Origin of the sequence: Aquihabitans sp. G128, from assembly GCF_019048865.1 — a bacterium.
In the GTDB taxonomy this organism is placed as follows: domain Bacteria; phylum Actinomycetota; class Acidimicrobiia; order Acidimicrobiales; family Iamiaceae; genus Aquihabitans.
Window position 1 is genome coordinate 1,260,837 of sequence record NZ_CP077604.1, and the last position, 25,100, is coordinate 1,285,936.

16 protein-coding genes, 1 tRNA gene and 2 pseudogenes are annotated in these 25,100 nt (G+C 69.0%); 12 read left to right on the plus strand and 7 right to left on the minus strand.

The genetic code is table 11. The features are described from left to right. Positions 1-245 precede the first annotated feature (245 nt). From KSP35_RS25205 to KSP35_RS05960, 5 genes and pseudogenes are all read left to right on the plus strand, one after another. Positions 246-722, plus strand: a pseudogene (locus KSP35_RS25205) (type I restriction-modification system subunit M N-terminal domain-containing protein); the annotation flags it as partial. A 70-nt stretch (positions 723-792) separates the two neighbouring features. Then, positions 793-1,761 (plus strand): N-6 DNA methylase, encoded by a 969-nt coding sequence (locus KSP35_RS24060; RefSeq protein WP_254127011.1) that lies wholly within the window; start codon positions 793-795, stop codon positions 1,759-1,761. Further along, complete coding sequence (locus KSP35_RS05950) at positions 1,754-2,950, plus strand: restriction endonuclease subunit S (protein ID WP_216999831.1); 1,197 nt, start codon at positions 1,754-1,756, stop codon at positions 2,948-2,950. The genes KSP35_RS24060 and KSP35_RS05950 overlap by 8 nt, the downstream gene beginning before the upstream one ends. Continuing rightward, positions 2,947-6,048 (plus strand): type I restriction endonuclease subunit R, encoded by a 3,102-nt coding sequence (locus KSP35_RS05955; RefSeq protein WP_216999832.1) that lies wholly within the window; start codon positions 2,947-2,949, stop codon positions 6,046-6,048. The genes KSP35_RS05950 and KSP35_RS05955 overlap by 4 nt, the downstream gene beginning before the upstream one ends. Positions 6,049-6,070: 22 nt before the next feature. Then, entirely contained in the window at positions 6,071-7,108 is a 1,038-nt protein-coding gene (locus KSP35_RS05960; protein WP_216999834.1) for an SIR2 family protein, read from the plus strand. Positions 7,109-7,306: 198 nt separating this feature from the next. Here the strand turns inward: KSP35_RS05960 and KSP35_RS05965 are convergent, their stop codons facing one another. Together KSP35_RS05965 and KSP35_RS05970 are read right to left on the minus strand one after the other, a co-directional pair. After that, positions 7,307-8,137 (minus strand): toll/interleukin-1 receptor domain-containing protein, encoded by an 831-nt coding sequence (locus KSP35_RS05965; RefSeq protein WP_216999836.1) that lies wholly within the window; start codon positions 8,135-8,137, stop codon positions 7,307-7,309. A 204-nt stretch (positions 8,138-8,341) separates the two neighbouring features. Beyond that, complete coding sequence (locus tag KSP35_RS05970) at positions 8,342-9,286, minus strand: aminoglycoside phosphotransferase family protein (RefSeq protein ID WP_216999838.1); 945 nt, start codon at positions 9,284-9,286, stop codon at positions 8,342-8,344. Between the two features lie 165 nt (positions 9,287-9,451). Between KSP35_RS05970 and KSP35_RS05975 the strand changes: the two genes are divergently transcribed. The 4 genes from KSP35_RS05975 (at position 9,452) to KSP35_RS05990 (ending at position 13,105) form a co-directional block, all read left to right on the plus strand. Continuing rightward, positions 9,452-9,763, plus strand: coding sequence for a hypothetical protein (locus KSP35_RS05975; RefSeq protein ID WP_216999840.1), 312 nt, complete (start codon positions 9,452-9,454; stop codon positions 9,761-9,763). 48 nt (positions 9,764-9,811) lie between these two features. After that, on the plus strand, positions 9,812-11,176 hold the full coding sequence (locus tag KSP35_RS05980; protein ID WP_216999842.1) for an MFS transporter: 1,365 nt from the start codon (positions 9,812-9,814) through the stop codon (positions 11,174-11,176). 222 nt (positions 11,177-11,398) lie between these two features. Continuing rightward, on the plus strand, positions 11,399-12,031 hold the full coding sequence (locus KSP35_RS05985; protein WP_216999844.1) for a YcnI family protein: 633 nt from the start codon (positions 11,399-11,401) through the stop codon (positions 12,029-12,031). Between the two features lie 129 nt (positions 12,032-12,160). Then, positions 12,161-13,105 (plus strand): MBL fold metallo-hydrolase, encoded by a 945-nt coding sequence (locus KSP35_RS05990; RefSeq protein WP_216999846.1) that lies wholly within the window; start codon positions 12,161-12,163, stop codon positions 13,103-13,105. Here KSP35_RS05990 and KSP35_RS05995 read toward each other — a convergent pair. The 3 genes from KSP35_RS05995 to KSP35_RS06005 are packed head-to-tail and all read right to left on the minus strand — an operon-like array spanning position 13,046 to position 16,497. Beyond that, on the minus strand, positions 13,046-13,618 hold the full coding sequence (locus tag KSP35_RS05995) for a hypothetical protein (RefSeq protein WP_216999848.1): 573 nt from the start codon (positions 13,616-13,618) through the stop codon (positions 13,046-13,048). The two genes, KSP35_RS05990 and KSP35_RS05995, sit on opposite strands and share 60 nt — an antisense overlap. A 14-nt stretch (positions 13,619-13,632) precedes the next feature. Beyond that, positions 13,633-14,346 carry a zinc ribbon domain-containing protein gene (locus KSP35_RS06000; protein WP_216999850.1) on the minus strand — a complete coding sequence of 238 codons (714 nt, stop codon included), beginning with the start codon at positions 14,344-14,346 and terminating at the stop codon, positions 13,633-13,635. Continuing rightward, positions 14,347-16,497, minus strand: coding sequence for a transglycosylase domain-containing protein (locus tag KSP35_RS06005; protein WP_216999852.1), 2,151 nt, complete (start codon positions 16,495-16,497; stop codon positions 14,347-14,349). Positions 16,498-16,618: 121 nt separating this feature from the next. Here KSP35_RS06005 and KSP35_RS06010 point away from each other — a divergent pair. Both KSP35_RS06010 and KSP35_RS06015 read left to right on the plus strand, forming a co-directional pair. After that, a pseudogene (locus KSP35_RS06010) lies at positions 16,619-17,362 on the plus strand (TIGR03621 family F420-dependent LLM class oxidoreductase); the annotation flags it as partial. A 541-nt stretch (positions 17,363-17,903) separates the two neighbouring features. Further along, complete coding sequence (locus tag KSP35_RS06015) at positions 17,904-20,096, plus strand: bifunctional diguanylate cyclase/phosphodiesterase (RefSeq protein ID WP_216999854.1); 2,193 nt, start codon at positions 17,904-17,906, stop codon at positions 20,094-20,096. Positions 20,097-20,237: 141 nt separating this feature from the next. On the opposite strand, the gene KSP35_RS06020 is transcribed toward KSP35_RS06015, so the two are convergent. Next, on the minus strand, positions 20,238-22,388 hold the full coding sequence (locus KSP35_RS06020; RefSeq protein ID WP_216999856.1) for an alpha-galactosidase: 2,151 nt from the start codon (positions 22,386-22,388) through the stop codon (positions 20,238-20,240). A 159-nt stretch (positions 22,389-22,547) separates the two neighbouring features. After that, on the minus strand, positions 22,548-24,725 hold the full coding sequence (locus KSP35_RS06025; RefSeq protein ID WP_216999858.1) for a glutamine synthetase III: 2,178 nt from the start codon (positions 24,723-24,725) through the stop codon (positions 22,548-22,550). A gap of 270 nt (positions 24,726-24,995) precedes the next feature. On the opposite strand from KSP35_RS06025, the gene KSP35_RS06030 reads away from it, so the two are divergent. Further along, positions 24,996-25,069: transfer RNA gene (locus tag KSP35_RS06030), tRNA-Val, on the plus strand. Positions 25,070-25,100: the final 31 nt, after the last annotated feature.

The window sequence follows — 25,100 nt, forward strand, 5'->3', positions numbered from 1 at the left end:
GCTGGGCACTCGAAGCCGGGTATGAGGTGGGAGACCGCGGTCGCCTGCCTGCGGCGGTGGTGGGGGCGTGGAACGCCGACCACCCTGACGACCCCCTCGTGGAGGAGGTCGAGACGGCGACGGTTCCTGCCGTCCAAACAGCGCGCCCCAAAGTGGGCTCAGCGACGCCAAGGCGGGCGACCGGGGAGCGACCGCCACGAAGCGCCAGGAGCCTGGAGGTCTTCCTTTGGGAGGCGGCCGACAAGATGCGTGGCAACCTCGAACCCGCTGAGTACAAGCACGTTGCGCTGGGTTTGGTATTCCTCAAGTACGTCTCCGACGCCTTCCAGCAGCGACATGCCTTCCTCGTGGACGCAACGGCAGACGAGACGTCCGAGTACTACGTGCCCAACGAACGTCGGCGCGAGGCAATCATTGAGTCGCGCGACGAGTACACAGCGGAGAACGTGTTCTGGGTGCCTCCTGAGGCTCGATGGGATTCGATTCAGGGGCTTGCCAAGCAGCCCAACATCGGGGTGCTTCTCGATAATGCTATGGATGCGATCGAGAAGGAGAACCCAACGCTTCGAGGTGTCCTTCCCAAGACCTATGCCAAGGCAGAGATCGACAAGCGACTCCTCGGTGAGCTTGTTGATCTGATCGGCAGCATTGGATTCACCGAGGTTGACCACGGCTCCGATGACGTACTCGGCAGGGTATACGAGTATTTCCTCGGTCGATTCGCCGCAGCCGAAGGCCGGAACGCCGGCGAGTTCTATACCCCCCCGATCCATCGTCCGGCTCCTTGTGGAGATGATCGAGCCCTTCAAGGGGCGGATCTACGACCCCTGCTGCGGCTCCGGCGGCATGTTCGTTCAGTCGGCCGAGTTCCTGGCCGCGCATGGCGGCGGTCGAGACGACCTCGCCATCTATGGCCAGGAGTTCGTCGCAGCGACCTGGCGCCTTGCCAGGATGAATCTGGCCCTGCGAGGGATCGAGGCCAATCTCGGCACACACTCGGCTGAAACATTTCACCGAGACCTGTTCCCAGATCTGCGCGCTGACTTCATCCTGGCCAACCCTCCTTTCAACAAGGACGACTGGTTCACGGAGACACTCCGGGAAGACGTCCGTTGGAAGTTCGGCGTTCCACCGACCTCCAACGCCAACTTCGCGTGGGTGCAGCACATCGTTCACCACCTAGCTCCGTCGGGAGTCGCAGGTCTTGTCCTCGCGAACGGATCTCTGTCGTCAACGCAGGGAGGCGAGGGGCCGATCCGTCAAGCTCTGGTCGAAGCGGATCTCGTGGATTGCATCGTGGCGATGCCCGAGAAGCTGTTCTTCAATACCGGCATACCCGTGTGCCTCTGGTTCATCACGAAGAACCGTGCTTCGGGATCTGGCCGGGATCGCCGCGGGGAGGTGCTTTTTATCGACGCTCGTGGGCTCGGCCATATGGAGACCCGAACGGTCCGGGCGTTTGACGACGATGACATCGCCCGTGTCGTGACCACGTATCAGGCCTGGCGCGGCAAGGATGCCGACCTCGTGTATGAGGACGTGGCTGGCTTCAGTAGGGCCGTCCCTATCGAAGAGATCGCCGAGCATTCCTTCGTACTGAACCCCGGCCGGTACGTAGGTGCCGAGCAAGCACCAATCGACACCGAGCCCACCGACGAGAAGATTACCCGCCTCCGATCCCTAATCCTGGCCGAGTTCGACGAGGCAGATCGACTGGAGAAGATGATCCGAAGCCGTCTTGAAGGGATGACGGGTGTCTGACGACACCTATGCCTCCCTCGGAGAGGTGCTCGAGCTGGTGATCGATCGTCGCGGGATCACCCCATCAAAGCTCGGCGGGCAATGGACAACGGCCGGCGTCCCGGTCATATCGGCGGTTCACGTGAAGCGCGGTCGAGTCCTTGACGACGTCCACCGCTTCGTCGATCGGCGAACATACGAGCGATGGATGCCCACACCGTTAAGAGCAGGCGACGTCCTCCTCACGTCAGAAGCTCCGCTCGGCGAGGTGGCCTTCGTCAACAACGACCTCGAGGCAGGTCTAGGCCAGCGCTTGTTCGGCCTCCGCGGCCAGGAGAGCGCTCTCGATGGCCGGTATCTCTACTATGCGCTCCGCTCGGACCCTGTGCAGAGCCAGCTTCGCGGACGCGCGACTGGCACGACCGTCAGTGGCATCCGCCAGTCAGAACTTCTCAAGGTCAAGATCAGGCTCCCTCCGCTTCACCGCCAGCAGGCGATCGGCCGGATGCTTGGGACGTTGGATGACCGCATTGATTCAGACCTACGCCTGGCGACCCTTGCAGAGCAGTTACTCACCGCGTTAATCGGTGCCGCTCTGCCAGATACTCCGACCGTAACGTTGTCAGCGCTGGTATCCGTTTCTCGAGACATGGTGGATCCTGCGAATTGGGGATCGATGGAGGTCGACCACTTCTCGATACCCGCCTTCGATACCGACAGACTGCCGGCGCGGAGCGCTGGAGCGGAGATCAAGAGCGGTAAGTTCGCTCTGACCCAACCCAGCATCCTGCTGTCACGCCTCAACCCAAAGACGCCGCGGCTATGGCATGCCGTGCCGAACAACGAAGTCGCAGCGGTGTGTTCCACCGAATTCCTAGTCTTGACCCCTCAGGACGGCGCCACGCTCGCCGACGTTTGGCTGGCATGTTGCGACCCAGTCTTTCTCGAAGTGATGCAGGGCAGGGTTACGGGTACATCTGGAAGCCACCAACGCGTGCGTCCTGACGACGTCCTGTCGCTCGAGGTGGTCGATGCGCGACATCTCTCCGAGCAGCTCCGAGCAGAAGCCACCGATCTGCTGCACCTTGCACACCACCGACGCACTGAGGCTAGAGCGCTTGGTGTGCTCCGTGATGTCCTCCTTCCAGAACTCCTGTCGGGACGCTTCCTCGCTCCCGCTGGAATGAACCACGAGGAAGAGTCGGAATGACCGAGGGCATCAGCGAGTCAGTCGTGGAGGAGGCCTGCCTCGAATGGTTTCGGGACATGGGTTACGCGACGGTGTCCGGCTCTGAGATCGCGCACGGTGTTCAGAACGAAGAGCGAGGATCGTGGAGTGATGTGATCTTGGTCCAGCGCTTGCGCTCCGCTGTGGAGCGCCTCAATCCCAGCCTCCAACAGGAGGCGATTGAGGCCGTCGTCGCAACCATCGTCCGACCGGAGACGCAAAGTCTGATAGCGGAGAACTTCCGTCTACATCGCTGCCTGACAGAAGGAATCACGGTCGATAGCCGAGCAGACGGCGGCGAGGTCCGGTACAGCCTCGCATGGGTGATCGACTTCGACCATCCGGAGCAAAACGACTGGCTCGTTGTCAATCAGATGACCATCACCGAGCTCGGCGGAAAGAGTCGGCGACCGGACGCTGTTGTGTTCGTCAACGGATTGCCGCTCGCAGTGCTCGAGCTCAAGAATGCTGGTGGGGAAAGCGCAACTGTAAAGGGGGCTTGGCAACAAATTCAGACGTACCGCCACGACGTTCCCAACCTATTCGCATCGAATGTGGTCTGTGTGGCCTCGGACGGGCTTCAAGCTCGCGTTGGTTCCTTTACAGCAGGCTGGGAGCACTTCGCGCCATGGAAGACGATCGACAGTCCTCAAGTTGCGGTAGGTCGCCCGGAACTCGAAACCCTGGTGCGAGGGGTGTTTCACCACGCTCAGTTTCTCGACATCCTTAGGCATTTCGTCCTTTTTTCTGATGAGCCGAGCGGCCTGATCAAACGTATCGCGAAGTATCACCAGTTCTGGGCGGTAAATGCAGCAGCCTCATCGGCGATTAGGGCTGCCGGACCCTCAGGCGACCGACGCGGCGGGGTGATTTGGCATACGCAGGGTTCCGGCAAGAGCATCGAAATGGTGCTACTAGCTGCGAAGCTCGCTCGCTCCCCTGAGATGGAAAACCCGACGCTTGTGTTCATCACGGATCGCAACGACCTTGATGATCAGCTGTTTGGAGAGGTCTTCAGCCCAGCCCGCATCCTTCCGGAGAATCCAGTCCAGGTGTCGAGTCGCGCCGAGCTCCGTTCGGTCCTCGATCGTTCCTCCGGTGGCATCGTGTTCACGACGATTCAGAAGTTTGCGCCCGATGTCGCCGGCGATGCTCACCCGAGGTTGACCGAGCGCCGGAACGTGGTGGTGATCGCGGATGAGGCACATCGCAGCCAGTACGACTTTCTGGATGGCTTTGCTCGACACCTTCGAGATGCGTTGCCCAATGCCACCTACCTCGGCTTCACCGGCACGCCGATCGAGTCCGGGGATAGGTCGACGGGCCAAGTGTTCGGCGACTACGTGGACGTCTACGACCTCACGCGGGCTGTTGAGGACGGGGCGACCGTCCCGATCTACTACGAGTCTCGCCTCGCGCGTGTGGGACTCGTCGAGTCAGCTCTAGACGAGATGGATGCCGCTCTCGCTCAGGTGACAGAGGGACAGGAGATCGACGAGGCCGAGCGGGCGAAATCCAGATGGTCTCGTGTGGAGGCGATAGTTGGGTCGAGCCAGCGACTTGATCTCGTTGCGGCAGACATCGTGAGCCACTGGGAGGCGAGGCGCGCCGGCTTGATCGGCAAGGCGATGATCGTATGCATGAGCCGCCGCATCTGCGTCGAGCTCTACGAACGGCTCGTCACCCTCCGCCCTGACTGGCACGACGACGATCCGGCCTCCGGCGCAATCAAGGTAGTTATGACCGGGTCTGCTGCTGACCCCCTTTCCTTTCAGCCGCACCTCCATTCCAAGGAGATCCAAAGGTCGATCAAAGCGCGGGCCAAGGATCCGAACGATCCGTTGGAGATCGTCATTGTTCGCGACATGTGGCTGACAGGCTTCGATGCTCCACCGGTCCATACGATGTACGTCGACAAGTACATGCAAGGAGCGGGCTTGATGCAGGCAATCGCTCGCGTCAATCGGACGTTTCGCGACAAGCCGGGCGGTCTGATCGTTGACTACATGGGCATCGCCCACAAACTCCGTGAAGCTCTCGCTGCGTACTCGCCCTCCGATCAGGAACAAGCAGGAGTGCCGATCGAGAAGGTCGTCGACTTGCTGCGCGAGAAGCATGACGTCTGTTCCGGGATCCTTCACGGTCACCCCTGGTCCGCAGATCCGGGGTTGTCCGCCGGGAACCGGCTACAGGAACTTGCCGGCGCGACCAACTTCGTCCTTGCTGACCCTGACCGTAAGCGCCGATTCCTCGACGAGGCGCTGGCACTTGTCAAGGCGTTCGCGCTGGCAGGAGCTCGGGACGAAGCGATTGCTCTTCGAGATGACGTTCGATTCTTCGCCGACATTCGTACGGCGGTCATCAAGCTCGAGGCTGCGGACGGCGGAGCGAGATCCATGTCGCGGGATGGCGTCGAGGTTGATACAGCTATCGCGCAGATCGTCTCGGAGGCAGTCGCGGGTCGCGACGTAGTCGATATCTACACAGCCGCTGGTCTTGCACGGCCAGATGTGTCGGTCCTATCGGACGAATTTCTGGACCAACTCGCCACGAGCGACAAGCCTCACCTGCAGATCGCGGCGTTGCGACGGCTTCTTGAGGACCAGGTGCGCTCGGTTCGACGCACCAGTGTCGTTCAAGGTCGGCTGTTCTCCGAACTCCTCGAGGAGGCGATCAACCGATACACGAATCGAGCGCTCTCGACCGCCCAGGTCATCGCGGAGTTGGTCGAGATCGCCAAGCTCATGCGAGCCGCAGGTCAACGGGCAGCGGACCTCGGACTGAGTGCCACCGAGGTGGCGTTCTACGACGCTGTGTGTCAGAACGACACAGCGATCCTCGAGCTCGGCGACGAAACCCTGAAGACAATCGCGCGATCTCTCGTGATGACAATTCGCAACTCGGCCACCATTGACTGGGCCGTCAAGGAGTCCGTGCGCGCTGCGATGCGTTCGAGAATCCGACGTCTTCTTGCTCGCTATGACTACCCACCCGACAAGGAGGCGCGCGCCATTGAGCTGATTCTGGAGCAGGCTGAGCTCGCAGCCAGGGACACCGACGCAGAATGGCCCGCGTCGTGATGGCTGCGAACGGGCGGCGACCGTGAACGACTCACGCGATGACGAGTTCGACGAGTCGCTGCGGCTGGAAGGGCCGCTGGTTGTGGCAGACGTAGAGCTCGATCCCGCGGATGCACTGTGGTCACTCGATGAGGAGAGCTACAAGGCGAAGGCACTCGACTGGCAGGACGAGCGGAGAGCAGCCCACGAGCAACGCCTGGCCGAAATCCTCCAGTTCAAGGCCAACGGAGAGCGCTACAGCGCGCTGATGAAGGCAATTGAGGAGTCGCAGGTCGTTCCGTTCGTGGGGGCCGGTCTCTCCGCGCCATGTGGCGCAGCCACCTGGGGCGAGCTCATGCAGCAGCTGATCGACCACCTCAATACTCCGCTCGAGTCTGCTTCCGCCCTTCTAAGTGAGGGCCGCTTCGAGGAGGCGGCGGAGGCGATCGCAACGGCGCTGGGAGAGCCGCTCTTCCTGGAGCGCGTTCAGGCGAACATTGGATTGGCGCGCCATCTCCGAGGGGCGGTTCGTCATTTACCGACCATCTTCGACGGTCTCACGATCACCACCAACCTCGACCGCATCCTGGAGAAGAGTGATACGGCCTTCGGCTCGCCGTACGCCGACATCTTCTACCAGGCGATTCCGGACGCGTTCCAAGACCTTGTTTCTCAGAACCACCACATGTTGCTCAAACTCCATGGTGACGAGTTGATTGCTGAGACCTGGGTTCTGCGGTCGAGCCAATACGACGAGCGATATGGTCCGATGGAAGCGCCGGACCTCGAACGCCCGTGGCCAAGTGCGCTGGCCTGGGTCTATCGGGTGAAGTCAGTTCTCTTCATCGGCTGCAGCCTGTCGGTCGACCGCACTGTTCGAGTCTTCGAGGCGGTGATTGCTAAACATGGCGCAGTCACGGTTCCGAGTCACTACGCGTTTCTTCCACGCCCACTCGACGACGTCACCTGGGATGAGCGCGAGCTTCTGCTGGCCGAGCATCGGATCTACCCGATCTGGTACCCGCACGGAGATCATGAGTGCGTGGAGTCGCTGATTTTCGGCCTCATGGAGCGCGACTAGACGAAATTCCCTCGACTGGGGATGGCGCTATCCGACCTCAGGGAATCAATGTCAATGCCCTTTCGACGGCTCTGGGGAGCTGTGACGACCCGGGCTGGGAGCCGGCCGGCAAACGGCTGACTCCGACCAGCTTCCGACACCTGCTGCCGCCCGGCGGCGATGAGGCGCGAGCCAGGGATCGGTAGGCCGAGCGTCTCGCTAGAACATGCGTAGCGGGGCCCAAGCCATCAATAGAGTCTTTTCCCCGACCGTCGAGAAATCAATCGTGACCTCTTGCTTGTCGCCTGAGCCGCGTAAGTCGAGCACAGTCCCAACGCCCCACTTCTTGTGCACGACCCGATCGCCAGGCTTTAGCTCGCTGGCGGGATTCCCATCAGCCCAGCGGCCCGCAATTTCCCACACGGCGTCGGCGTCGATCACGTACCCACGCTCGCTCCGCGACGGAGCCGAGGAGCTGAGCATGGCCTCGATGCCTTCGAGGCGGTTGTCCATAGCAACGAGTACATCCTCCGTTGAGGGAGGAGGCGGGGCTTCGTGGGTCGGCTCCGGAAGTTGGTCGAGCCGCTCACTGAACGCGGGCCATGCCGCCCCAAACGCAAGCTCGAGAATGTGGGACTCCACTTTCGCTTCCCCGAGCAAGTCGTTCAGATCCGCAACCAATCTGTAGGTCCCATCTTTGTCAGCAGAAACCGAATTGAAGTGCTGTAGCGGGCTTCCCACCTGGCCGGGAGTCACGCCTATGAGAAAGGGAATGACCCGCGCTCTTCCGAGCTCGCGGGCGATCGCTCCCGTCTCGAAGTGAATCCAACGGCTGTCCAGGTTGTCCTCCGTCAGCACGGCGACACAGAGCTCGTAGTGACCGAGAACCTCGCTGAGCTCATCGAACCAGCGAGTGCCACTGCGAATTGAGTCGCTCGAGAGCCAGGGGCTCACCATCTGAAGAGCTCGCGGCAAGAAGTCACTGAGTGCCTTAGCCGCTTCATGGGATCGGACCCCCGACCAACTGACGAAGATCGGCATGCGTTCCATCGTGCGAGGCTAGCTAGCGGTGCGCGGACAGTCCGCGAGCGACCCGGAATGGGCGAGAAGCGACGAGAAGTGACCGGCAGGAAATCAGCGGCTCAGCGGCCAGATTCCGAGGAACCCGCAGGTCACTGCTCCCCCGCTGACCGATCCCCGCCTACAGACCGGCTCACCGTCACCACACCGGCCTGACCGCCTGCAGGTTCCAGGTCAGCGGGCGGTGGCCGCGATGACGTCCGCAGCGTGGAGCATCTGGCGGCCGAACGGCTGGAGGCCGACCTCCTCGCACACGAGGCCGGTGGAGACCCGTTCCAGCACGCCCCACTCCCAGATGGCGGTGGCGTCGAGGCCGGTGCGGGCCGCGAGCACGCGAGCGCGGTCGAAGGGGTCGCCCTGCAGCAGCTCCACCGGGTCCTCGCGCAAGAGCACGCCGAGGTCGCACTCGGGCTCGGCCCGCACGCCGTCGGGGTCGACCAGCTTGAAGCCGTCGTCGGCCTGCAGCGCGTTCCACTGGTGCACGTCGCCGTGGACGAGGACGGCCCGCTCGTCGTCGTGGGCGGCGACACGTCGCTCGGCGCAGGCCAGGGCATGGGCGACCGCCGCCTCCGAGCAGGGCCGTCCCAACCGGTCCCAGCGCTCGACGATGCCCGCAGCGATCTCGCCGGCGCGCTCGGCACCGCTCGGGAGGGCGAGCCCGGCGGGAACGGGGCGCCACAGCGCCGTAGCCGCGTCGGCGAGCACCTCGAGGCGACGGCCGAGCGGCAGGTCGAGGTCGCGCAGCGACGGGCCCAGGCGCTCTACCAGCAGGGCGCCGAGCGCCTCGTCGTGGCGCAGGAGGCGGGCGCAGCCCTCGCCCTGCGCCTGGCGCAGCACGGTGGCCTCCCGCTGAGCCGCTCCGCCCGCTCTCGGGACCACTACCTTCAGGACCGCCCGTCCGCCTCCTTCCAGGTCAACCGGAGCGACGAACCCCTCCGTGGCGTCGGGGAACGGCGAGCCGATGACCAGGCCCCACCGACCAGCCAGCTGGGCCAACCGGGTCGGCAGCTCGTCGAGCCAGGCTTCGGCGCCCACGGCGATCGCCTTCCGGCGCACGGGGTCGGGCAGCGCCGCCAGGCTCGGGCTCGATGGTCGATCGTCACCGGGGACAGGGGGCACCGGACGAGCGTGGCACCGCCGCGCAGCGACCTCGCAGCGACCTCGCAGCGAGTTCGCCTTGCCCTGCACCGCTCGACCGGCTCGGCGCTCGGGTTGTCGCTGCGAGGTGGGCACGTGGACCGGCCCGGCTTCTGACGGTGGCGAGCCTGCGGGTAGGCGTCGAGCATGGGCGTGTTGGAGCGGTGGGACCGGAAGAACCAGGAGACCCTCGAGTACCACGAGGACCAGCGGCGGGAGGGGCCGAAGGGGCCCAGCGGCTGGCAGTGGGCTGGCACCTTCGGGGCCATGGCGGTACTGCGGCAGGTGCTCGACTCGGCGCTGGGGTTCGGGCCGACCATGGCCGTCCTGGTGACCTTGGCAGTCGTGCTGCTCGTGATCGGTGGGATCACCGCCCACCGCCAGCGCCAGCGCTGGCAGGCCCACCGGTCGGGCCGCAGCGCCCCAGCCCAGGGCTCGGAGCCCCGCTCCGCCTCGTAGCGGGGCCGGCGACCGGGGACGACCAGGCGGGTCCCTAGGGTTGGCCGCATGGCGGTCGACCTCCAGGCCCCGCCTCCACCCCGGGCGGCCCGTGCGGCCGTTGCCGCGCTGTTCTTCACCAACGGTGCGCTGTTCGCCTCGGCGGTGCCCCGCTACCCGGAGATCAAGGCCGACCTAGGGCTGAGCAACGGGGCGCTGGGGGCGGCGATCGCCGCCTTCCCGCTCGGCGCCCTGCTGCTGGGGCTCACCGCCACCGCCCTGGTGGGACGGTTCCGCTCTCGACGGGTGGCGGTGGTGGGCATCCTCGTCCTCGGGGCGGTGCTGGCCCTGGTCCCGTTCGCACCGCGCTGGGGCCTGCTGGCGGCCGTGCTCTTCGTCGCCGGTGGCATCGACGCCGTGGTCGACGTGGCGCAGAACGCCCACGGGCTCCGCGTCCAACGCCGCTACGGGCGCTCGATCGTGAACGCGCTGCACGGCCTGTGGAGCGTGGGCGCGGTGGTCGGCGGCCTCGTGGGCGCCGCCCTGGCCGGCCTCGAGGTCCCGCTGCCAGCCCACTTCATCGGCGCCGCAGTGGTGGCCGGAGCGATCGCCCTGGTCGCCGACCGCCACCTGCTCCCCGGCCCGGACGACCGGGAGCGGGTGCCCGGCCTGGAGGCCGCGGACGCGTCCGCGGACGCGTCCGGCACCGAACCCGCGAGCCCTCCCGACGCGTCCGCGGACGCGCCCGCCATCGGAGCCGAGAAACGACCGGACGCGTCCGCGGACGCGTCTGGCGGCGACATCGAGGCCTCCCCCGCCGTGGTCGCCGGCGGGCTGCGCACGGCCGACCGGGCGGTGCTGCTCGGTCTGCTCGCCCTCGGCCTGCTCGCTGCCTGCGGGGCGTCGGTGGAAGACGCCGGGTCGTCGTGGGGCGCGGTGTACCTGCGCGACGAGCGGGGTGCCTCGGCTGCGGTCGCCGGCCTGGCCTTCGTGGCCCTGCAGTCGGCCATGACCGTCGGCCGGCTCACCGGCGATCGGCTGATGGACCGCTTCGGTCAGCGCGCCGTCGTCCGCACCGGCGGGCTGGTGGCGGCGATCGGCATGGGGGCCGCGCTGCTGGTGCCCACCACGGCCACCACCCTGCTCGGCTACGTGGCCGCCGGCCTCGGCGTCGCCACGCTCATCCCGGCCGCCATGCACGCCGCCGACGAGCTCCCCGGACTGCCCGCCGGCCTCGGCCTGACCGTCGTGAGCTGGATGCTGCGGGTGGGCTTCCTGCTCTCGGCGCCCCTCGTCGGCGCGGTGGCCGATGCCACCAGCATCCGGGTCGGCCTGGCCAGCGTGGTCCTCACCGGCGTGGCGATCGTCGCCCTGAGCCGCACCCTCGCCCGCCGCCCGGCTGCGTCGAGCGCCCCCGCCTCGGCCGTCGCTTGAGGCGGTCCGCCACCGTCGGCGGCGCCACGGCGGCGACAGCGAGGGGACAGGACCGGGAACCGGAACGGCGGCCCAGGCGACCGATGGGCGATCCGCCGAGGACGAGCCTCGGCCCGACCAAGGAGCGCTCCCCTGCCCACCTCACGCCTCGCCGCCGCCACCGGCCTCGTCACCGCCGCCCTGCTCGCCGTCGCCACCCTCGCGGCGCCCGCCTCGGCCCACGTGACCATCCCCGACCCGGGCACGAAGGGCGGGTTCTCGATCGTGACGTTCAGCGTGCCCAACGAGCGCGACGACGCCGGCACCACCAAGGTCGAGGTGCAGCTGCCCAAGGACAGCCCGCTGCCGTTCGTGTCGGTGCAGCCCAAGCCGGGCTGGACCGCCAAGACCACCATGCGGAAGCTCGACAAGCCCATCGAAGCGTTCGGCGACTCCTACGACGAGGTCGTCGACACCGTCACGTGGTCCGGCGGCCAGATCGAGGCCGGCCAGTTCGACACGTTCTCGCTCTCGGTCGGCCCGCTGCCCGACGACGTCGATGCCCTGGCCTTCCCCACCATCCAGACCTACAGCAGCGGTGAGGAGGTCGCCTGGATCCAGGCCACGCCGGCCAACGGCGAGGAGCCCGAGCACCCGGCGCCGACGCTGCAGCTCGTCGCCGGCGAAGCCGAGGGCACCGACGGCGGCGTGGCCACCACGACGACCGCCAGCTCGTCGTCCAAGGCCACCACCGATGACGGCGACGACCGCGACGACGGCACCGACCCCGTGGCCATCGCCGCCCTCGTCGTGGCCGTGCTGGCCGCGCTCCTCGGCGCCGGCGCCCTGCTCACCGCGCGGTCGAAGGCCGCCTGACGGCCGGGCTCGCCCGGAGGCGGCGCACCTCCTGCGGCTTTCGCGGCGAACGGGCGTCTGCCCCGGGCGATCCGGGCGCAGACTGTGGTGCGCCGCCGACGGGAGCGGCCGGCACCAGGGAGCGCCACCATGACCGACACCACCGAGACCGCCGCCACCACCGGCCCCGACGGGCCGATCGCCACCCCGGCCGGCGAGCGCTCGGCCCGCTGGCAGGTGGGCGAGGTCACCATCACCGCCGTCGTCGAGAGCGAGACCGCCGGCATCCCGCCGGCGTTCATGTTCCCCGACGCCGACGAAGCACTGATCCTGGGCCACCCGTGGCTGGTGCCCACCTGGGCCGACGCCCAGGGCAACCTGGCCATGCGGGTCCAGGCCTTCGTGCTGCAGGTGGCCGGGCGCACCATCGTGCTGGACCCGTGCGTCGGCAACGGCCGCCAGCGCGAGGTGCCGTGGTTCAGCGACCTCCGGACCCCGTTCCTCGAGCGCCTCGTCGCCGCCGGCATCGACCCGGGCTCGGTGACCGAGGTGCTCCACACCCACCTCCACGTCGACCACGTGGGCTGGGGGACCCGCCGGGAAGGCGACGCCTGGGTGCCGACCTTCCCCGCCGCCACCTACCGCTACGTCGATGGCGAGCTGGCCTGGCTCAGCAGCCGGGACGACGACGATGCCCGCCGCATCCACGCCGACAGCGTGCAACCGATCCTCGACGCCGGCCTGGCCGAGTCGGTGGCCGTCGACGCCGACCTGGGTGACGGGCTGCGCTTCGCCCCGACCCCCGGCCACACGCCCGGCCACGTGTCGCTGTGGATCGAGTCGGGCGACGCCGTCGCCTTGGTCACCGGCGACACCATCCACCACCCGTTCCAGCTGGCCGAGCCGGCGGTGGCGTTCGTGTCCGACGACGACGTCGCCCTCGCGCGGACCAGCCGCGACGACGTGCTCGCCGAGGCTGCCGCCCGCTCGGCGCTCGTGCTCGGCACCCACTTCCCCACCGAGCCCGTCGGTCGCCTAGCGCCCGACGGCGAGGTCTGGCGCTTCGAAGCGGCGCCGGGCGAGCCCGTCGGCTGAACCCGGATCCGGGCCCTGGGCCGGGCCGAGTTCGCGCCAGGTGGGCAGGTCGAGGCGCCCGTCCTGGAGCAGGCGCTGGCGCTTCGCCGGGTCCCGCAGGTCGAAGAGCCGGTAGGCCCAGATCGCCACGCCGACGCCCACCAGCTCCAGGAACAGCGACACCCCGAGGTGGGAGATCTCCGGGATCTGCCCCGGCGCGAAGGACAGGCCCGACACCGGCCACCAGAAGCTGTCGACCCGCGTGAAGGAGCCGTCGAGCACGAGGTGGCACATGAGGCCGATGGGCACGCCGAGGGCCCGACGCCGCACGAGCCGCCGGTTCCGGGTGGCCAGCATCACCACGCCCAGGATGCCGACGGCTCCGACGACCGAGTGCAGCAGGCGGGGCCCGCCGAGCGCGGCCTCGACGAGCGGGAGCAGCGCACCCAGGACCACCGTGCGGTAGTCGATGGCGGGGCTGCGGAAGACGATGGCGACGAGGACGACCGAGGTCGCCACGAACCAGACGAGCACCGGGGACGACCGGCTCAGGGCACGAGCAGGCGCCCGCACTCCTCGCAGTGGGTGACCTGCTCCGGGTGCTTCCGGATGCGGGCCGCCTCCACGGCGGAGAGCGTGAGGTGGCAGCCGCCGCACTGGGTGCCGATGAGCTTGGCGACGCCGATGCCGCCCCGCCCGCCCCGCAGCGAGGTGTACTCCTGCAGCAGGTCCGGGTCGACCTGGGCGGCGGTGGCCGCCCGGGCGGCGGTCTCCTTCTCGAGCTCGGCGGCCAGCTCGGCCTCGGCGGCGATGAGGCGGACCTCGGCGTCGGCCAGCACCGTGCGGCGCTGCTCGAGCGTGGTGGCCAGCGCCGCGAGGCGGGCGTCGATCGGCTCGATCTGCTCCATGATCTCGAGGTCCTGGTCCTCGAGCTGGGTGACCCGGCGCCCGAGGGCGTCGATCTCCTTGGTGAGGTCGTTGAGCTCGCCCGCCGCGGTGACCGAACCGCCGTAGAGCGTGTCGTTGACGCTCTTGCGCTTGGCGTTGACGGTCTCGATCTCGTCGTCGAGGCGCTTCTGCTGGCGACCGAGCTCGTCCCGGGCGGCCTGCTCGGCGGCCGCCTCGGCCTCGACCGCCGCGAGGGCAGCGGCTGCGGCGTCGCGCTCCTCGCGTGCAGGGAGCTGCTCCATCAGGTGCAGGATCTGGTCGAGCCGGGTGTCGTGGCTCTGGACCTCGAGCAGGGTGTCGAACGTGCTGGTCATCTAGTTGCCTCCAGCAGGCACGGTACCGAGCGTGCCCGGGGTGGCGGTGGTGGGGGTCTGCGTCGTGGGCGTGAAGCCGGGCAGCGTGGTGGGCGTGGCGCCCGTCCCGCCCGTGCCGCCACCGCCGCCGCGGTTGGTCCGCGGGGTGCGCCGGGTGGTCCCCGACCCGCCGCCGGAGCCCCCGACCTCGTTCGGGATCTTGCCCACCGACTTGCCGCTCCGGGTGGGGTCCGCCGGCGTGAAGTCGACGACGGGCAGGCCGGCGTAGAGCAGCGAGTAGTAGCGGCCCCAGGTCAGCGCCGGGAACTTGCCGCCCGTGGCGCCGCGCAGCTCGGCGTTGGAGTCCAGGCTGATGTTGCCGTCCTTGGCGCCCATCCAGACCGCGGTGGCCAGGCGGGGGGTGAAGCCCACGAACCACACGTCGGTGGAGTCGTTGGTGGTGCCGGTCTTGCCGGCGGCCGGCTGGCCGCCCTCGATGGCGGCGTTCTTGCCGGTGCCGCGCACGACGTTGTTCAGCAGGACCTGGTCGACGAGGCGGGCCGACTGGATGCTCATGACCCGCTCGGGCTTGGCCTGGTGCTGGTAGAGGGTCTTGCCGTCCCGGGAGACGATCTTCTCGATGTAGTACGGCTCGTTGCGGACCCCGTCGTTCGCGAAGGTGGCGTACGCCGAGGCCATCTGCAGCGGCGAGACGTCGGAGGTGCCGAGCGGCAGCGACGGCACGGCGTCGAGCTTGCTGGTGATGCCGAGCTTGCGGGCCATGGCGACCACGTTGTCGATCCCGGCCACCTGGCCCAGCCGCACGAACCCGCAGTTCGAGCTGACCTGGATCATGGTGGTGATGGTGCCGGTGCCGGCCTTGCCGGTGGACGGCGAGTAGAGCTTGGTCTGGCCCGGGAACTTGAACGTGCACTTGCCGCCGCTGACGGTGTCGCTCGGGACGTAGCCCTGCTCGAGCAGCGTGGCCAGCACGATCGCCTTCATGGTCGATCCCACCTGGCGGCCGGCGAGGGCGATGTTGAACTGGACCTTGTCGTAGCCGGGGCCGCCGAGCAGGACCTTGACCGCACCGGTGGACGGCTCGACCGAGGCGATGGCCTGGGTGCCGATGGTGGGCTGGCCGGTCTTCGGGTTGATCACCTGGAAGGTGCCGTCGCCCAGGTTGCCCGGCATGGTCTCGTCCCGGGCCTGCTTGGCCTTCTCCTGCATCGCCGGGTCGTAGGTGGTGTACACCGAGATGCCGCCCTCGTAGACGGCCCGGTTGCGCTCGGCCTCGGTGCCGCCCAGGCCGTACTTCGGGTCGCTCAGCAGCTGCTGCTTGACCTCTTCGACGAAGTAGTCGTACGGCGGCTTCGGCTTGTTGGCCACCGTGGGCAGCGGGACCGCTTGGTAGAACTTGACCTCGTCCTCGGTCAGCTTCTTGGTGGCCACGAGGCGCTTGAACACCAGGCTGCGCTGCTTGAGCGCCACCTTCGGGTTCTTGAACGGGTTGTAGTAGTTCGGGCTGGAGATGAGCGAGGCCAGCGTGGCGCCCTCGGCCCAGTTCAGGTCCTTGACGCTCTTGTTGAAGTAGTACTCCGAGGCCGCCGCCACGCCGTAGGCGCCGCCGCCGAAGTAGACGCTGTTCAGGTAGTACTCGAGGATCTCGTCCTTGGACATCTGCTTCTCGAGCTCGACGGCGAGGAACGCCTCGCGGAGCTTGCGCTTGATGTCCTGCTGGTCGCCGACCAGCGAGTTCTTGACCACCTGCTGGGTGATGGTGGAACCGCCCTGGCTGACGCCGCCGGTCTCCAGGTTGGCGTTCACGGCCCGCAGGATCGACCGGATGTTGACGCCCTTGTGCTTGTAGAAGTTGGCGTCCTCGGTGGCGAGCACCGACCAGCGCACGGTGTCGGGGATGTCCTTGAGCGAGATCACAACCCGGTTCTGCGGGTCCTCGCGGTTGGTCATGGTCCCGAGCCGGGAGCCGCTGGCGTCGAAGATGTAGGACCGCTCGGCGAGGGGCTTGAGGGCGAGGGTCTGGTGATCGGACTTGTGGGCGCTCACCAGGTTCGCGACCTGCGGGCCGATGACGGCCAGCGAGGCCGCCATCACCCCGATGAGCGCCGCCATCACGACGACGAACCGGATGAAGCGCTTGAGGACAGACACGGCACGGCGATGGTACTGCGCCGGGCCGAGCGCCTGGGTGGCAGGCCGCCGTCACCCGGGCGGCCGACGGTAGGGTCACCGCAGCCCGCACCCGCCGCCGAGCACCCGAGGTCCACCACCCATGTCGCACCCCCGTCCGTTCCGGTTCGGCGTCCAGATCGCCACGGCGGGCTCGGCCGCCGAGTGGGTCGCGTCGGCCCGCCGGGCCGAGGAGCTCGGCTACGACACGCTGTTCATGCCGGACCACTTCGGCGACCAGCTGGCCCCCGTCCCGGCCCTGATGGCGGCGGCCTCGGCCACCACCGACCTGCGCGTGGGCGCCCTGGTGTTCGACAACGACTACAAGCACCCGCTCGTGCTGGCCAAGGAGCTCGCCACCATCGACGTGCTGTCGGGCGGCCGCCTCGAGATCGGCCTGGGTGCCGGTTGGATGCGCAGCGACTACGAGGAGTCGGGCATCGCGTACGACGCCCCCGCCACCCGGGTGGACCGCTTCGAGGAGGGCCTCCAGGTCATCCTCGGGTTGCTGGGCCCGGACCCGTTCACGTTCGCCGGCGAGCACTACCAGATCACCGCGCACAACGGCCTGCCGAAGCCGGTGCAGTCGCCGCGGCCTCCGGTCATCATCGGCGGCGGCAAGAAGCGCATGCTCGAGCTGGCCGGGCGCCACGCCGACATCGTGGGCGTGAACCCCACCATCCCCAACGGCGCCGTCGACGCCGATGCGGCCAAGAACGGCACCGCCGAGGAGACCGATCGCAAGCTGGCCTGGATCCGCGCTGCGGCCGGCGACCGCTACGGCGACGTCGAGATCAACCTGCTCAACTTCGGCTGCTTCGTCACCGACGACCGCGAGTCGCTCGTGGAGCAGTTCGCACCGGCGTTCGGCATCAGCCCCGCCGAGCTGCTCGAAGTTCCCCCACGCGCTCGTCGGCACCGTCGAGCAGATCACCGAATCGCTGGAGGCTCGCCGGGAGCGCTGGGACGCCAGCTACATCGTGATCCAGCAGGACGCCCTGGAGGCCATGGCCCCCGTCGTGGCGAAGCTTCGAGGGACCTGACCAGCTCCCGGGCGGACGGTCGGCGCAGGGGAGGATCGATGGACCGGAGCGGATTGGCCGACGAACCTTCCTCGGAGCGCGAGCTCGCCGGCCTGCACGCCCCGGATCGGCGGCTCGACCTGGCCTTCGCCGCGGCGCTCGCCATCCCGGCGGGCTCGTACGTCAGCTGCCTGTACGACGGGTCCGGGCCGACCCGACCGCCGCTGCTGGCCGATCGGCTCCACGACGTCCACTGGCTCCAGACCGAGGACCACCCCCTCAGCTACGTCGACCCGGAGCACCACCTCCGCATCCACCAGGCCTGGCTGACGGCGTGCCAGGGCGCCGAGCGCATGGGCCGGGCGCGTGCGGACCTGCCGGCCGCTGCCCGAGGTCGAGGCCGGCAGCCCCGAGGCCGCCGCCGGGCGCTGGTACGACGTCGACATCCTCGACCTCACCGGGGTCGACGGCGTCGACGCCGTGGTGGTCCAGCTGGTCGCCGCGCCGGCCGACGCCGACGTCCAGCTGCCCGGGGAGGTGACGGTGCCCCCGTCGTGGTTCCGGGGCACCACCAGCTTCCGGTTCCGCCTGTCGGCCGAGGGACGGATCCAGGGTGGCACGCTCAACGTCGACGAGGTGCTCGGCCGCACGCTCCCCGAGCTGCTCGGCACCGGCCTCGAGACGCTGATCCATCCCGACGACCTGCCGGCGGCCCGCCGGGCCTGGTCGCGGATCACCGGCACCACCGATCGAACCCCGCCCTGCCGCCAGCGCATGCTGCTGGCGGACGGCACCTGGCGGTGGTTCGAGTCGATGAGCTGGAACGTGCTCGACGTGCCCGACCTGGGCGTGGTGATCGCGGAGTTCCGCGACATCGACGAGCAGGTGGAGGCCGAGCGCATCCAGCACCTCGCCACCCGGGCCCACCAACGCATGGTGACCGTCGTCGACGAGGTCGACGACATGATCATGGTCGGCCGGCTCGACGTCGGGCTGGTCTACGTGAACGAGGCCGCCGCCGAGCTCGTCGGCCCGGATGCGGTGGGCCAACCGCTCCGGTCGCGGATGCGACCGGCGCTGGCCGCGTTCGCCGGTGCCGTCATCGAGCCGGCCATCCGGCGCAACGAGCGCTGGACGGGCGACATCGACGTCCTCGTCGGCGGGGAGCCGCGGACCATGGCCACCACGGTGACCCCGGTGGTCGAGGACGACGGCAACGAGGTGTACTTCGGCGTGGTCATGCACGACGTGACCGAGGCGAGGCGCCACGCCGAGGAGCTCGCGGTGCTGGCCCGCCGGGACCCTTTGACCGGCCTGCCGAACCGGCTGGCGCTGATGGAGCAGCTCGCCGAGCTGCTCGAAGGCGACCCCGACACGGTCATCACCATCGACTTCATCGACCTGGACAACCTCAAGGTCGTCAACGACGGCCTGGGCCACAGCGCAGGCGACCAGCTGCTGCGTGCGGTCGGCGCAGAGCTGCTGGCCCAGCCCGGACGGATCGTCGCCCGGTTCGGCGGTGACGAGTTCGTGGTGGTGCACGAGGGCCTCAGCGAGGTCGAGGCCGCCCGGTCGGCGCGCACGCTGTTGAGCGCCATCGAGGCGGTCACCGTGGTGGGCGTGTCCAGCCACATCTCGGCCAGCGTCGGGGTGGCGTCGTGCCGGCGGGGCGACCTCGACCCCGAGAGCGCCATCCGCGACGCCGATGCGGCGATGTACGTGGCGAAGCGCACCGGCCGCGCTCGGATCGTGGCCTTCGACGACACCATGCGCCAGGTGGTGGCCCGGCGGTTCTCGATCGAGTCGGGGCTTCGGGAATCGCTGTCCGACGGGAGGCTCGACCTGCACCTCCAGCCGGTCATCGACCTGGTCCACGGCGACGTGGTCAGCGGGTACGAGGCGCTGGCCCGGTGGCCGCTCGCGGCGCCCAGCGAGTTCATCCCGATCGCCGAGGAGTCCGGGCTGATCCTGCCGCTCGGGCGCTGGGCCCTGCACCAGGCCCTCGGTGCGCTGAACCGGATCGCGGCGATCTCCCCGGCGCTCGGCGAACAGCGGATGGGCGTGAACGTGTCCGGGCACCAGCTCGTCGAGCCGGGCTTCGCCGCGATGGTCATCGACGCCCTCGCCGAGCACGCGGTGAACCCGGAGCACCTGGTGCTCGAGCTCACCGAATCGGTGCTCATCGACTCCCGGGACGAGATCGACGACGTGCTGCGCCGGCTGCGCGACCACGGCGTGTCGCTGGCCCTCGACGACTTCGGCTCCGGCTACTCGTCGCTCGGCTACCTGCGGCGCTACCCGATCGACGTCCTCAAGCTCGACACCAGCTACACCCAGGCGCTGCTCACCGACCACGGCACCCGGATCATCGCCGAGGGCATCATCACCATGGCCAGCCGGCTCGGCCTGCGTGTGGTCGCCGAGGGCGTCGAGACGCCGGACGAGCTCGAGCTGGCCCGGGACCTCGGCATCACGTGGGCGCAGGGATACCTGCTGGGCCGCCCCGAGCCCATCGATGCCGTCGTCGAGGGCCTGCGCGCCGCCCACCCGCCGACCTGACGGGCTGGCGGGGCCGCTGGCCGGCGGATGGGGGGGAACGGACGAACGTCGCCGCGACTGGTGCCCCCTCCCCCGGCGAACGCATGCCTCCTCGTTCATATAACCGCTCAGGCATGCGTCGTGGACCGCCGTTTCCCCTGGTCAGGGGCCAGGTAGGTCAGACGGGCGCCGATTGGCGCAGATTCTGCGCAGAATCGACGCCAATCCCCTCCCGTGCGACCTAGGCGCGTGAGGGAGAGGACGGTGGCGACGGGCGGGTCGCCCGCCGGCCACGCCACCCGGCCGTCGACCAGCGTCCACGTCCGGTCCTCCGCTCGGCCCGGCGTGAGGTCCTCGACCGCCCATCCGGACCCGAGGTCGAGGTGATCGAGCACCAGGTCCGGACCCGCCCCGGCATCGTCGGGCAGGCGGTAGAGGAACACCACCGAGCGGCTCCCGTCCTTGGCCGAGAACGCCACCGCAGCCCGGCTCGACCCCCCCGGCGACACCAGCCGGTGCTGGTCCCCCCTGCTGCACCAGGTCGCGCACCCGGTGGTAGGCGTCCACGGCCTGGCGCCCCACCGCCCACTCCTCGTCGGTCACGGCCCGCAGGTCGACGTCGAAGCCGAACCGCCCGCTCATGGCCACGGCGCAGCCGAACGGGAACGGCCGTGCGCCCCACCGGGTCACGTGCGCCGCCACGACCGACGCCGGGAGCAGGTGCGACGCACCCCACTGGATGCGCACCCGGTCGACGGGGTCGGTGTTGTCCGACGTCCACAGCTCGTTGAACCAGCGCAGCGTCCCGAGCTCCGACCGCCCACCGCCCGAGGAGCACAGCATCACCTCCACCTCGGGGTGTCGGCGCCGGACCTCGGCCATCACGTCCCACGCCGCCTGGACGCGGTCCATGGCGAGGTGCGACTGCCGGTCGCCCGCCAAGGCCACCGACCCCGGCTCGGTCACGTCGCGGTTGGCGTCCCACTTCAGGTAGCTGATGCCCGTGTGCTCGGTGAGCACCCGGTCGACCACGCCCACCACGAACGCCCGCACCTCGGGCTGGAGGAGGTCGAGCACCAGCTGGTTGCGCTCCTCGCGCCGCTCCCGCCCCGGCTCGCCGATCACCCAGTCCGGGTGGGCCTCGTAGAGCTCCGAGACCGGGTTCACCATCTCCGGCTCCACCCACAGGCCGAAGCGCAGCCCCTGCTCGAGGGTGTGGTCGATGAGCGGCTGCAGGCCGTCGGGCAGCTTCGAGCGATCGACGTCCCAGTCGCCCAGCGACGTCGTGTCGTCGTTGCGCGGGTACCGCGACCCGAACCACCCGTCGTCGAGCAGGAAGAGCTCGCCGCCGAGCTCGGCTGCCCGATCGACCTGGGCGCGCAGGCCCGCCGGGTCGAGGTCGAAGAAGACGGCCTCCCACGTGTTCACCACGGTCGCCCGCAGCTCGGTCCCGTCTGGCACCACGTGCTGGCGGGCGAAGTCGTGCAGCGAGCGGCTGGTGGGCCCGATGCCGGCGTCGGACCACGTCCACAGAGCGGCGGCGGAGGTGAACCGCTCCCCCGGGCCGAGCACCCGCTCGGCCCCCCGGAACTGCTGGCCGGCCACCAGCCGCAGCTGGGCGTGGGCGGCCAGCTCGGCGTCGAAGCGGACGTCGCCGCCCCACTGCACGGCGCAGGCACCGACCTGGCCGGCGGTCTCGGTGGCCGGCCCGTCGGGTGCGAGCAGCGCGAGCGACGCCCGGTGCAGCGACGAGCGCAGCCCGCCCGCCGAGGCGACCACCTTCGTCCCCGGCGTCAGCCGCTCGGTCGTCTCCTGCCACTCGGCCGCCCAGCCGCCGCCCCAGTGCGTGAGGTGCGGATCGCTCCCCGAGAACGACGGCGCAGACGCAGCCGCCCGGTGGACCGTGAGGTCGCCCTCGCCGCGGTTGGCCACCTCCACCCACTGCTCGATGAGGTCGTGCTCCGGCCAGGTGCGGAAGCACAGCGAGACGAGGAGCGGCGCGACCCGGTCCCGCAGGTCGATGCGGACCACCTCGCCGTGGTCGTGGCCGTCACGGGTGAGCCCCTCGAACACCAGCCGCGTCGACGTCGCCCCGTCGACCTGGGTCACCCGCAGCGCCGGCTCCCGCAGGACCTCCTCGCCGAACGTCGGGTACGCCAACGGGTACAGCGCCACCGGCAGCTCGGGTCGGCGAGCGGCCACGCCCGCCCCGAAGGCGATCTGGTGGAGCCGCCCGTCCTCGCCGACCGCCAGCACGAGCCCGGTGCGCCCGGCCTCGATCACGATCACGTCCACGTCCCGGTCCCCCGACATGGCGTCGGACCGTAGCCCCGCCCGCAGGGACCACCCGCGGCTGCGCCGCCGAGCTGCCTGCACCGCTGGCCGGACCGCCGACCCCCGCACCCCAACGGTGCCGGAGCCGACGGCCGAGACCAGGCGGCGGGCCAGGCGGGCCCGCCCGGCCGAGGGGGCTCAGAGGATGAAGAGCATCTCCTGGTAGGTCGGCAGCGGCCACAGGTCGTCGGCCACGAGCGACTCGAGCTCGTCGGCGGCCACGCGGACCGCAGCCATGGCCGGCAGCAGCTCGAGGCCGGCGTGGGTGGCCTCGGCCTCCACCGAGTCGGCCCCGTCGTGGCCCAGGGCACCCTTCAGCGCCGCGATCCCGCCGCGCAGCGCCTGGATCGACGCCGACACGCCGTCGAGGTCGCTGGTGTCGACCTCGACGTCGAGCGCCTTGAGGCTGGCCAGGTTGGTGGCCAGCTCCGTCTGGTAGCGCAAGGCGGCGGGCAGCACCATCGTCGACGCCATCTCCAGGGTGGAGCGGGCCTCCACGCCGATGCTCAGGGCGTACTGCTCCATGGCGATCTCGTAGCGGCTGTGCATCTCCCGCTCGCTGAACACGCCGTAGCGGCTGAACAGCTCGAGCGCCTCGGGGGTCACGAGCTGCGGCAGGGCGTCGAGCGTGGTGCGCAGGTTGAGCAGGCCCCGGGCCTCGGCCTCCACCTGCCAGTCCTCGGAGTAGCCGTCGCCGTTGAAGACCACCGCACCGTGGTCGGTGATGATCGCCTCCAGCACCTTCTGGACCGCGACGTCGAAGTCGGCGCCGTCGGCCATCGACGTCTCGATCTCGGTGGCGATGTGGTCGAGCGCCTCGGCCAGCATGGTGTTGATCGTGACCATCGGTCCGGCGATGGACTGCAGCGAGCCGGGCGCCCGGAACTCGAACCGGTTGCCGGTGAAGGCCATGGGGCTGGTCCGGTTGCGATCGCCCGGGTCGGTGGGCAGCACCGGGAGCGTGTCGGCGCCGATGATGATCGTGCCCTTCTCCTTGGAGCTGGTGGCCCCGCCCTTCGCAACCTGGTCGAACACGTCGGCCAGCTGGTCGCCCAGGAAGATCGAGATGATCGCCGGCGGGGCCTCGTTGGCACCGAGGCGGTGGTCGTTGGTGGCCGAGGCCACCGAGCAGCGCAGGAGGCCGCCGTACTTGTGCACGCCCCGGATGACCGCGGCGCAGAACACCAGGAACTGGGCGTTCTCGTGGGGCGTGTCCCCGGGGAGCAGGAGGTTGCCCTCGCTGGCGTTGCCCAGCGAGAAGTTCACGTGCTTGCCCGAGCCGTTGATGCCGGCGAAGGGCTTCTCGTGGAAGAGGCACTCCATGCCGTGCTTGTTGGCCACCTTCTTGAGGGTGACCATGAGCAGCTGCTGGTGGTCGGCAGCAACGTTCGAACGCTCGAACATGGGGGCGATCTCGAACTGGCCGGGGGCCACCTCGTTGTGGCGGGTCTTGGCCGGGATGCCGAGCTTGAAGAGCTCCCGCTCGCAGTCGAGCATGAACGCCAGCACCCGGTCGGGGATGGCGCCGAAGTAGTGGTCGTCGAACTCCTGGCCCTTCGGCGGCGCGGCGCCGAAGAGGGTGCGACCGCTGTTGAGCAGGTCAGGCCGGGAGAACACGAAGCTGCGGTCGATCAGGAAGTACTCCTGCTCGGCCCCGGCGAAGGACACCACGGCCTCGGGCTTGGCGTGGCCGAAGAGCTTCAGCACGCGCTCGGCCTGGGCGGCCATGGCCTGCTGCGAGCGCAGCAGCGGCGTCTTGTGGTCGAGCGCCTCGCCCGTCATCGACACGAACACCGTGGGGATGCACAGCGTGTTCCCGTTGGGGTTCTCGAGGATGTAGGCGGGGCTGGTGACGTCCCAACCGGTGTAGCCCCGGGCCTCGAACGTGGCCCGCAGCCCGCCGTTCGGGAAGCTCGACGCATCGGGCTCGCCCTGGGTCAGCGTCTTGCCGGCGAACTCGGCGATCGAGGCGCCGTCGTCACCCGGCTCGAAGAAGCTGTCGTGCTTCTCCGCCGTCAGGCCGGTGAGGGGGTAGAAGACGTGCGCGTAGTGCGTGGCCCCCTTCTCGAGCGCCCAGTCCTTCATGGCCGAGGCCACGATGTCGGCCACCGCCGGATCGAGCGCCTTCGACCGCTCGATGGTGGCCATCACCGACTTGAAGACCGGCTTGGGCAGCCGCTTCTGCATGACGGCCTTCGTGAAGACGTTCTGGCCGAACACCTCCCCCGGCGTCTCGTCGGTCGAGAAGAACGCCTCCGGGGACCGGTGCTCCTTCACGTTCTCGATCGCCTGCAGCCGTGCCTTGCTCCCACTCATGTGCGCTTCCCTCTCGGTCGGTGGGCCCACCCCTGGGCCGGCCCCGACCGTACGGAGCACGAAAGTCCGCAACGTTTCCCCACCGTGACCACCCGAAGATGTCCCCCACCCGCCCCGATCCCGCCCTGCCTCCGCCCGACACCGGCAGACCCCACCGAAGTCGTTGCACCTTCGCACCGCATGCGTGCAGACGTGCAACGACTTCGCGGTGGAAGCGGGGCCGAACGCGTGGAGCCGTGCGGCACGGGCCAGGTAGGGTCGCCCCCTTCCGGGCGCATAGCTCAGTTGGCTAGAGCGCTGCCCTTACAAGGCAGATGTCGGGGGTTCGAGTCCCTCTGCGCCCACCGGTGCCGCTGACCCGCCGCGGCCGCCCGA

Excerpts from the sequence above, each read along its gene's own strand:
- KSP35_RS24060 (WP_254127011.1), top strand. The coding sequence starts at position 793 with ATGATCGAGCCCTTCAAGGGGCGGATCTACGACCCCTGCTGCGGCTCC.
- KSP35_RS05955 (WP_216999832.1), top strand. The coding sequence starts at position 2,947 with ATGACCGAGGGCATCAGCGAGTCAGTCGTGGAGGAGGCCTGCCTCGAA.
- KSP35_RS05965 (WP_216999836.1), bottom strand. The coding sequence starts at position 8,137 with ATGGAACGCATGCCGATCTTCGTCAGTTGGTCGGGGGTCCGATCCCAT.
- KSP35_RS05975 (WP_216999840.1), top strand. The coding sequence starts at position 9,452 with ATGGGCGTGTTGGAGCGGTGGGACCGGAAGAACCAGGAGACCCTCGAG.
- KSP35_RS05980 (WP_216999842.1), top strand. The coding sequence starts at position 9,812 with ATGGCGGTCGACCTCCAGGCCCCGCCTCCACCCCGGGCGGCCCGTGCG.
- KSP35_RS05990 (WP_216999846.1), top strand. The coding sequence starts at position 12,161 with ATGACCGACACCACCGAGACCGCCGCCACCACCGGCCCCGACGGGCCG.
- KSP35_RS06000 (WP_216999850.1), bottom strand. The coding sequence starts at position 14,346 with ATGACCAGCACGTTCGACACCCTGCTCGAGGTCCAGAGCCACGACACC.
- KSP35_RS06020 (WP_216999856.1), bottom strand. The coding sequence starts at position 22,388 with ATGTCGGGGGACCGGGACGTGGACGTGATCGTGATCGAGGCCGGGCGC.
- KSP35_RS06025 (WP_216999858.1), bottom strand. The coding sequence starts at position 24,725 with ATGAGTGGGAGCAAGGCACGGCTGCAGGCGATCGAGAACGTGAAGGAG.